Genomic DNA, 8,716 nt, shown 5'->3' with positions numbered 1-8,716 from the left:
GGCCACGAACGTGCTGACCGGGGCCGATGCCGCGGGCTTCGGGCGCGAGTGGACGGGCAAGTACCACTGGCAACCACGCGCCGTGCTGCGACCCGCAAATACGAGCGAAGTGGCCGCGGTGCTACGGCTGGCTTCGGCCGCAGGCGTGGCCGTAGTGCCGGTCGGCGGCAACACCGGGCTGAATGGCGGAACCTTTGCCCAGAACGCCCTGATGCTGTCGCTCGAACGGCTCAACCGTATTCGCGACATCAACCCCGCGGCGCGCACGCTGGTGGCGGAGGCGGGCGTGGTGCTGGACCGGCTGCACGAGGCGGCGGCGAGCGTGGATCTGGCCTTCGGCCTGACCTTCGGGGCGCGCGGCACGGCGCAGGTGGGCGGGTTTCTTTCGACCAACGCGGGTGGTTCGAACGTGCTGCGCCACGGCAATGCCCGCGCGCTTTGCCTGGGGCTCGAAGTGGTGCTGGCGGACGGGCGTGTGTTGAACGCCATGAGCGCGCTTTACAAAGACAATACCGGCTATGATCTGCGCGATCTTTTTATTGGTGCCGAGGGCACGCTGGGCATCATCACCGCAGCGGTCCTGCGTCTGGCCCCCGCACCGCGCGTGCACGTAACGGGCCTGCTGGGGATGGACAGCCTGCCCGAGGCGCTTGCCCTGCTGCACCGGCTGCAAGAGGCGACGGGTGGCGCAGTCGAGGCATATGAATACATGCCCCGAGGCTATATGGCGCGGCTGGCCGCGTGCCGGCCCGAGCTTGCCTGCCCCTTTCCGCCTTGCGCCACGAATATCCTGTTCGAAATTGCCAGCACTCGGCCCGACGATGCCGCGATGTCTGCCGGCGGTGAACCGGCGCTGGCGCAAGCCGTGCAGGCGCTTCTGGCCGAAGCCTTCGAGGCGGGCACTGTGCGCGAGGCAGTCTTGGCGGCAAGCCACGCGCAGCGGCGCAAGCTTTGGTCGATGCGCGAGGCCGCGGCCGAGATCACGCTGAACCGCGCGCCCTTGGTCGATACCGACATCGCGCTGCCGCTTGACCGGGTTGCCGATTTTCTGACGTGCATGGCGGCGCGGCTGGCGGCGCTTGACGCCGGGGCCGAAGAAATGGTCGTCGCGCATCTGGGCGACGGCAATATCCACTATACCGCCTATCCAACGCGAGACGATGCCGAGCTCAGCGAAGCGATCCGCGCAGCGGTGGCCGAAGAGGCGGTTGGCATGGGCGGCACCTTTTCGGCCGAACATGGTGTGGGCCTTTCCAAACGCGCCACAATGGCCGCGCACAAGGATCCGGTGGCACTTGCCACGATGCGCGCGATCAAGTCGGCGCTCGACCCCGCAGGCATTCTCAACCCCGGAAAGGTCTTACCCTGATCGTGCGCAGTCTGGAGCTGTTCCGCCCGTTTCTGGCTGATCCGGCGCTGCGGCTCGCGGCACTGCTGATGATGCTTTACGGCGCATTCAACGCCTCGGTCATGCCCTACGTCTCGACCCTTGCGGTCAACGCCTTCGGGCTGGGCGATGCTGGCTATGCACTGGTGCTGGTGGCAGCATCGGTTGTGGCGGTTGCAAGCGCGGTGGGCTTGGGCATTCTGGCCGACCAACGCGCCAGCCGCAGATTGGTGGCAATGCTGGCAGTATCGGCGATGCTGCTGGGGATGGTCTGTGTGGTTGTGACGGGCGCGGCATCGGCCTTTGTGGTGGCGCACGCGCTGGCGCTGCCGCTATCGACGGTGCTCTTTGGCCACATCTTCGCCTATGCGCGGCTGGCGGCAAGCGCACACCCTCCCGGCGCGCGCGACGCCATTCTGGCGACACTGCGCGCGCTTTTCGCGCTGCCTTTCATCGTGGTGCTGCCGCTGTGGTCGCTGGCGTTTTCGCATGGGGCGGGGCTGATGGCGATTTACCCGGTGGCCGCAACGCTGGCCGCATTGATGCTGGTGTTGACCATCGCGCATTGGCCGCGTGATGGCGCGACCCGCTGGGCCGACCCGCGCTCGGGCCTAAGCTTCAGGCATGCGCTACGCGAATTGGCGGTGCCGCGCGTGCTGGGGCGCGTGGCGCTGCTGGGCACGGTGAATGGTGCGATCACGCTCTACCTTGTGCTGATCGGCCTTGTGATGGCCGAGGCGCAGGGGCGCGGGCCTGCCGATGTGGCGCTGTATGTGGGCTTGGTAGCGGGGCTGGAGGTGCCGTTCATGTTGGCCACGCCGCTGGTCGCCCGCCACTTTGCGCGCAATACGCTGATTCTGGTCGGCACCGTCACCTATATGGTGCATCTGGTTGCGATGCCGCTGCTGGCAGCGACGCCGTTCCTATGGCTGCTGGCGCTGCCTGCCGCGGCAGGTGGGGCGCTGGCGATGACCTTGCCCATCGCATATTTGCAGGACCTTCTGGGCAACCGGCCCGGTGCCGGGGCCAGCCTGATGGCGGTACAAAAACTTGCGGGCGACATTTTTGCCGCGTCTGCCTTTGCGCTTGGCACATGGATCGCGGGCTACGCGCTGGCGGCGATGCTGGGCGCGGGGTTGGCGATTGCGGGCATCACGCTTTTATGGCTGCTCGACCGAGGCCCGGTCGGCGCAGCGGCAAATATTTAAAACAGGCAGGCCGCAAGCCTAGCGCCAGTCGAAAAAGCCCTTTGGCGCCATGCCCAGCAACTGCCGCGCAAGGCTGTCGCCCAAGACTGCGCCATCGGCGGCCGGGGCGCGCGCCTCGGCGGCGATTGCTTCGGAGCCATCCGGGCGCAGGATCTCGCCGCGCAGCCAGAGCGTGTCGCCTTCTAGTATCGCGAGCCCCGCAATCGGCGTTTCGCAAGACCCGTCGAGGGTTGTCAGATAGGCGCGCTCGGCCGCAAGCCGCAGGCCGGTGGGTGCGTGATGTATGGCGGCCAAAAGCATCTCGGCACGCGCATCCGCTGCGCGCCTTTCGATACCGATACAGCCTTGCGCCACGGCGGGCAGCATGTCGCCCACTTCGATCGGGCCGCGCGCCACCTGCGCTTGCCCCAACCGGTTCAGCCCCGCCATCGCCAGAAAGGTCGCCTCGGCCACGCCGTCATGCAGCTTCTTCAACCGCGTTTGCACATTGCCACGAAACTCGACCAGTTTCAGATCGGGGCGGCGGTTGGCCAATTGCGCCCGGCGTCTGAGGCTGGATGACCCGACCACCGCCCCCTCGGGCAGATCGGCCAGCCGCGCGTGCTGCAGCGAGACGAAGGCGTCGCGCACGTCTTCGCGCGGCAGATAGCAGTTCAGTAGCAACCCATCGGGTTGCAGCGTCGGCATGTCTTTCATCGAATGCACGGCAATGTCGATGCCGCCTTCGATCAAGGCATCCTCGATCTCGCGGGTAAACAGCCCCTTGCCACCGATTTCTTTCAGCGGTCGATCAAGCACCTTGTCACCGGTGGTCTTGATCACGACAATCTCGAAGGCGCTTTCGGGCAGATCATGCGCGGCCATAAGGCGGCTGCGCGTTTCATGCGCCTGCGCCAGCGCCAGCGGGCTGCCGCGGGTGCCGATCTTCAGCGGGTTCTGGGGCGATGGCAATTCCATGCCCCCCATTAACCGCGCCAAAAGCGCCACGCAAGGCGCAGGGTGCTTGACATCGCCCGCTCGCCCGCGATGAAGGGACAAACGGAGTGCCCAATGACCCAAAAGCTGATGCTGCGCGCCCTAGCGGGCGAAACCCTGCCCTCGCCGCCGATCTGGATGATGCGACAAGCCGGGCGCTATTTACCCGAATACCGCGCCACACGCGCGAAGGCGGGCGATTTCCTGTCGCTTTGCTATTCGCCCGACCTTGCGGCCGAGGTGACGCTGCAACCAATCCGCCGCTTCGGCTTTGATGCGGCCATTCTGTTTGCGGATATTCTTTTGCTTCCGCAAGCGCTTGGCGCTGACCTGTGGTTCGAAACGGGCGAGGGGCCGCGGCTTTCGACCGTTACCGGGCCCAAGCAACTAGCCGCGCTGAAGGGCAAGGACGACATCCACGAACACCTCGCCCCCATCTACGAGACGCTCCGCATCCTGACCCGCGAATTGCCGCGCGAAACCACGCTCATTGGCTTTGCCGGGGCACCGTGGACCGTGGCCAGCTACATGATCGCCGGGCGCGGCACGCCTGATCAGGGCCCCGCGCACGCGCTGAAGGCCGCCGACCGCCCCACTTTTTCCGCCCTGATCGACCTGCTGACCGAGGCAACGATAGAATACCTGTCGGCGCAGGTCAGCGCAGGGGCCGAAGTGGTGAAGCTGTTTGATAGCTGGGCCGGTAGCCTGAAAGGCCGCGATTTCGACGATTTCGCACTTGCTCCGGCGGCACGGATCATTTCAGAGCTGAAGGCGCGCCACCCTGGCCTTCCGGTAATTGCTTTCCCGCGTGAAGCGGGGCAGCGCTACGTGGGCTTTGCCCGTGCCACCGGTGCAGATTGCGTGGCGATCGACAATTCTGTCGAGGCTGAATGGGTAGCGGCAAATGTGCAAAAGGATGGCTGCGTGCAGGGCAACCTCGCCCCGCGACACATGGTCACTGGCGGTCAAGAGCTGGTCGAGGAAACCCGCCGCATCGTGCGGGCATTCAGCCAAGGCCCGCATATCTTCAACCTCGGGCACGGCATCACACCGGATGCCGACCCTGACAATGTCTCGCTGATGGTCGAAACGGTGCGCGCCGCAGGTTAAACCTTGGGTTTGCCGGGCTTGCCGAACTTGGCACCCGGCTTTCCGGCGGGCTTGGCCTTCGTCTTTGGCTTGGCCCAGCCCGCGCCACGTTCCTTGGCAGGCCCGTCGCCCTCGCCCGCATCACGCGCGCGCAGCTTTACCGGGCGCGAAGGGGCATTGAGCGGGTCATAAGCCGCGGCGCCTTTGCGGTGAGGTTTCTTTGCAGGGGCGCCATTGGCAGGGGCGGTAGGTGGCGAGACCTTTTCCACCGGGCGCTGAGCTTCTGAAGCCTCGCGGATCGCGGGGCGCAAGGATTCGGGTGCCGACTTGCCGCCATAAGGCTTTTCGGCAAAAGACTTGGTGCGCGCCGGTTTTTCGTAGGGCTTGCGGTCTTGGGCAGGCTCGCCATAGGGCTTTTTCGTACCGTAAGTGCGCGGCGCAGCCGGTGCGGGGCCCCTGCCCTCGCTTACCCGCGGGGCCGAATGCGCCTCGGTGCCAACTGGTGCGTGATCGAGCTTGGAAACCTCGATCCCCTCTTCAAGCTGCATATTTGCGCCCAGTGCTGCAACAAAGCGCGGCCCGGCGTCAGCGTGGATTTGCACAAGGGTGCGCGTTTCCTGCACCCGGATCGCGCCAATGTCGCGGCGTGAAAGATCGCCTGCGCGGCAAAGCATCGGCAGCAGCCAGCGCGGGTCGGCGCGCCGTTCCTGCCCGATCGTCAGGCTGAACCAGACGCTTTCCTCAAACTCTACCCGCGCGCGCGGTTTTGCCCCGTCGGGGCTGACCACGGCCAGATCTTCGGGGGCAGAACGCTGCGCCATGTATTGGCGCACCACTGCAACCGCCAGCGCTTCTGCGTCATAGGTCTGCATCAGGCGCGCCACCAGCGGCGCTTCGTCACCCGTTGCGGGCGTTGTCAGCACCGGTTCCGAAAGCAACCGCTCGACATCGCGCGCGCTCACCTCTTCGGCGCTTGGCGCCGAGGCCCAGACCGGCGCTACATTGGCTGCGGCCAACAGACGTTCGGCCTTGCGGCGCGCCGAAAACGGCACGATCAGCGCGGCAACACCCTTGGCCCCTGCACGCCCAGTGCGGCCAGAGCGGTGCAACAGCCCTTCGCGGTTCATCGGCAGATCGGCGTGCACCACCAACTCCAGCCCCGGCAGGTCAATGCCGCGCGCTGCCACATCGGTTGCCACGCAAACGCGCGCGCGCCCATCACGCATCGCCTGCAAGGCATGGCTGCGCTCTGCCTGGCTAAGTTCGCCCGATAGCGCCACCACCTGAAAGCCACGATTCAAAAACCGGCCAGCCAGATGCGTGACCATCGCGCGTGTCGAACAAAACACCAGCGCCCGCTGCGCCTCGTAATAGCGCAGAACGTTGACAATGGCGTTCTCGCGATCAGCCTGATCCACCAGAAGCGCGCGGTATTCGATGTCATGGTGCTGCTCGCGCTCGGCCACGGTCGAGACGCGCTTTGCATCGCGCTGATAGCCCTTTGCCAAGGCCGCAATATCGCGCGAGACGGTAGCCGAAAACATCAGCGTGCGGCGCTCGGCTGGCGCTGCCTTAAGGATGAACTCAAGATCCTCACGAAAACCGAGGTCGAGCATCTCGTCTGCCTCGTCAAGCACGGCCACGTCCAAGCCCGACAGATCAAGCGCACCGCGCCGCATATGGTCGCAAATACGCCCCGGTGTGCCCACCACGATATGCGCGCCGCGCTCCAAGGAGCGCCGCTCGGCGCGCGCATCCATCCCGCCCACACATGCCGCAATTACTGCGCCCGCGTCGGCATAAAGCCATTCAAGCTCGCGTTTCACCTGCATCGCCAATTCGCGCGTCGGCGCGATGATCAGCGCACGCGGAATATCGGCAGGGCCCAGCCGCGCCGCATCGCCCAATACCTGCGCCGCCATGGAAAGACCGAAGGCAACGGTCTTGCCCGATCCGGTCTGCGCCGAAACCAACAAGTCAGCAGCAATGGCGTCTGGCGCCAAAACGGCGAGTTGCACCGGTGTGAGCGCCGCATACCCCTTGGCCGATAGGCTTCTTGCAAGGCTGGGGTGGACGCCCTCGAACTCAGTCATTGGATCTCTTTCGGCTAAAGGCGCACAGGCGCGAAGCGAGGCCAATAACGGGAATCGCGCCCTCTGTATAGCCTCATTGCATAAGCTGGGCCTTCCACCCCACGGCCTTCACCGCAGGTATTGGGCAATCAATGCGTGCCTAACTGTTGCGGCCAACGCCGAAAAATCGGCCGAACCTAGCTTACACCCATTTCGCCAAGGGCGGCAGGCTCATCAGCACCGCGTTCGCATCATGCCCGGTTTCAAGCCCGAATTTCGTGCCACGGTCGTAGACGAGGTTGTATTCGGCATATAGGCCGCGATGGATCAGTTGGGTTTCCCTTTCGGCCTCGCCCCACTCAAGACCGCGGCGGCGCTGCACCAGCGGCAGATAGGCGGGCAGAAACGCCTCGCCCACCGCGCGCGTAAAGGCGAAATCGGCCGACCAATCGCCACTCGCCAGATCGTCGTAAAAGATGCCGCCGACACCCCGCGCCCGGCCGCGGTGCGGCACAAAGAAATACTCGTCGGCCCATGCCTTGAAGCGCGGGTAGTATTCGGGCGAATGGGCTGCGCAGGCGATGCGCAACTGTTCGTGGAAATGCGCGGTGTCTTCAGGATATTCGATGCAAGGGTTCAGGTCCGCACCACCGCCGAACCAGCTTGCCCCCGGCGTCCAGAACATCCGCGTGTTCATGTGCACCGCAGGCACATGCGGATTTTGCATATGCGCAACAAGGCTGATGCCCGAGGCCCAAAAGCGCGGGTCGCTATCCATTCCCGGCACACCGCGCGCGGCCATCGCCGCAACCGCGCGGCCGCCAAGTTGGCCCCAGACGGTCGAAACATTGACCCCGACCTTTTCAAACACCCGACCGCCGCGCAACACGCTCATCAGCCCACCGCCCGCTGAGCTGCCATCCGGCGCGGTGCGCCGCGTCTCGGTCAACTCAAATCGGCCCGGCGCGGCACCAGCACCCTCGTCCTCGACCGCCTCGAAGGCCGCAACGATGCGGTCGCGCAGGGTGCGAAACCACGCGGATGCCGCCGCTTTTTCGCTTTCAAACTCGTTAGCCATGGCCACCCCCCACCTTTGCCCAAGTGCGCCTTCTAACAAGGCTCGGGCGTTTCGTGAATTGCTTAAAACCGGTATCGGCGCGATGATATTCAAGTTTCGTTCGGAGATTGCCATGCACCGCTTCCTTCGCCTGCTGCCTTTCGCCCTTGTGCTGGGCTTGCTTGCCTGCGGCACCCCACAAGAACGGTGCATCTGGCGCGCAACGCAAGAGTTGGAGGCGGTCGAAAGTTTGCTCGCCGAGGTCGAGGGAAATCTGGCGCGCGGGTATGCTTGGGAAGATTATCAAGAAACCCAAATGCGCTGGGTGCGCTGCGTGGTCCCTGTGCCAGCCCCGCCACCGGGGCCGCCCGGCAGCGCGCCACCGCCGCCCCCGCAAACGCGCGAAAGTCTATGCTTCGAACCATTCACGGTGACATTGCAGCGCCGCGTTGCGATCGACCCGGCGGCAGAGCGGCGCAAGCGTGATGGGCTGATCGCACAGCGCGCCGAACTCCGGCGTAAGGCCGAGGCCGAAATCGCCCAGTGCCGTGTGCTTTATCCCGAGTAATCGCTAGAACGCCGGCACCGCGACCGGATCGCCAAGGCTCCGCCCGCCATCGACGGTCATCACCTGCCCGGTCATGAAGCCAGACGCATCCGAGGCAAGAAATTGCACCGCCTCGGCCAGTTCGCCCGCGGCCGCGATGCGGCCCATCGGTGTGCCTTGGGTGATTTCTTCACGCCAGTCGCCATGCGCCTTGAGCGCGCCATGCAAGCTTGCGCTCATCAATGAGCCGAAGGAAACGCAGTTCACCCGTATCCCGCGAGGTGCCAAAGCCATCGCCAGCGAGCGCGTGGCTTGTTCGACAGCCGCACAAGAAATCGAGTAGGCGAGCAATTCTGGATATGCGCGCCGCCCTGCGAGGGT

8 protein-coding genes are annotated in these 8,716 nt (G+C 65.1%); 4 read left to right on the top strand and 4 right to left on the bottom strand.

Annotated features, from left to right (window positions below; genetic code table 11):
• A partial coding sequence (locus ABY403_RS10035) for an FAD-binding oxidoreductase (protein ID WP_372840658.1) occupies positions 1 to 1,369 on the top strand: 1,369 nt, incomplete at its 5' end.
• A gap of 2 nt (positions 1,370 to 1,371) precedes the next feature.
• Entirely contained in the window at positions 1,372 to 2,595 is a 1,224-nt protein-coding gene (locus ABY403_RS10030) for a hypothetical protein (protein WP_372840657.1), read from the top strand.
• Between the two features lie 18 nt (positions 2,596 to 2,613).
• Here ABY403_RS10030 and hemC read toward each other — a convergent pair whose 3' ends face one another.
• A complete protein-coding gene (gene hemC, locus ABY403_RS10025; protein WP_372840659.1) occupies positions 2,614 to 3,552 on the bottom strand; it encodes a hydroxymethylbilane synthase in 939 nt (312 codons plus the stop codon).
• A gap of 93 nt (positions 3,553 to 3,645) precedes the next feature.
• Here hemC and hemE point away from each other — a divergent pair, with 93 nt between their 5' ends.
• A complete protein-coding gene (gene hemE / locus ABY403_RS10020; RefSeq protein WP_372840656.1) occupies positions 3,646 to 4,680 on the top strand; it encodes a uroporphyrinogen decarboxylase in 1,035 nt (344 codons plus the stop codon).
• On the opposite strand, the gene ABY403_RS10015 is transcribed toward hemE, so the two are convergent.
• Together ABY403_RS10015 and hemF are read right to left on the bottom strand one after the other, a co-directional pair.
• Positions 4,677 to 6,752, bottom strand: a complete 2,076-nt coding sequence (locus tag ABY403_RS10015) for a DEAD/DEAH box helicase (protein WP_372840655.1) — start codon at positions 6,750 to 6,752, stop codon at positions 4,677 to 4,679. The two genes, hemE and ABY403_RS10015, sit on opposite strands and share 4 nt — an antisense overlap.
• Positions 6,753 to 6,933: 181 nt before the next feature.
• A complete protein-coding gene (gene hemF, locus ABY403_RS10010) occupies positions 6,934 to 7,809 on the bottom strand; it encodes an oxygen-dependent coproporphyrinogen oxidase (protein WP_372840654.1) in 876 nt (291 codons plus the stop codon).
• 112 nt (positions 7,810 to 7,921) lie between these two features.
• Here hemF and ABY403_RS10005 point away from each other — a divergent pair, with 112 nt between their 5' ends.
• Entirely contained in the window at positions 7,922 to 8,356 is a 435-nt protein-coding gene (locus ABY403_RS10005) for a hypothetical protein (protein WP_372840653.1), read from the top strand.
• A gap of 3 nt (positions 8,357 to 8,359) precedes the next feature.
• Here ABY403_RS10005 and ABY403_RS10000 read toward each other — a convergent pair.
• The coding region (locus tag ABY403_RS10000) for an SDR family NAD(P)-dependent oxidoreductase (RefSeq protein WP_372840652.1) at positions 8,360 to 8,716 on the bottom strand (357 nt) is incomplete at its 5' end.

The organism is Phaeovulum sp., from assembly GCF_041596715.1.
Taxonomy (GTDB): Bacteria; Pseudomonadota; Alphaproteobacteria; order Rhodobacterales; family Rhodobacteraceae; genus UBA6213.
Note: the sequence above shows the minus strand (reverse complement) of the source record. Positions and strands in the feature narration are given on the sequence as shown.

What these genes read in the sequence shown, in the direction of transcription:
- hemC (WP_372840659.1), bottom strand. Translation starts at nt 3,552, where the DNA reads ATGGAATTGCCATCGCCCCAGAACCCGCTGAAGATCGGCACCCGCGGC.
- hemE (WP_372840656.1), top strand. Translation starts at nt 3,646, where the DNA reads ATGACCCAAAAGCTGATGCTGCGCGCCCTAGCGGGCGAAACCCTGCCC.
- ABY403_RS10015 (WP_372840655.1), bottom strand. Translation starts at nt 6,752, where the DNA reads ATGACTGAGTTCGAGGGCGTCCACCCCAGCCTTGCAAGAAGCCTATCG.
- hemF (WP_372840654.1), bottom strand. Translation starts at nt 7,809, where the DNA reads ATGGCTAACGAGTTTGAAAGCGAAAAAGCGGCGGCATCCGCGTGGTTT.
- ABY403_RS10005 (WP_372840653.1), top strand. Translation starts at nt 7,922, where the DNA reads ATGCACCGCTTCCTTCGCCTGCTGCCTTTCGCCCTTGTGCTGGGCTTG.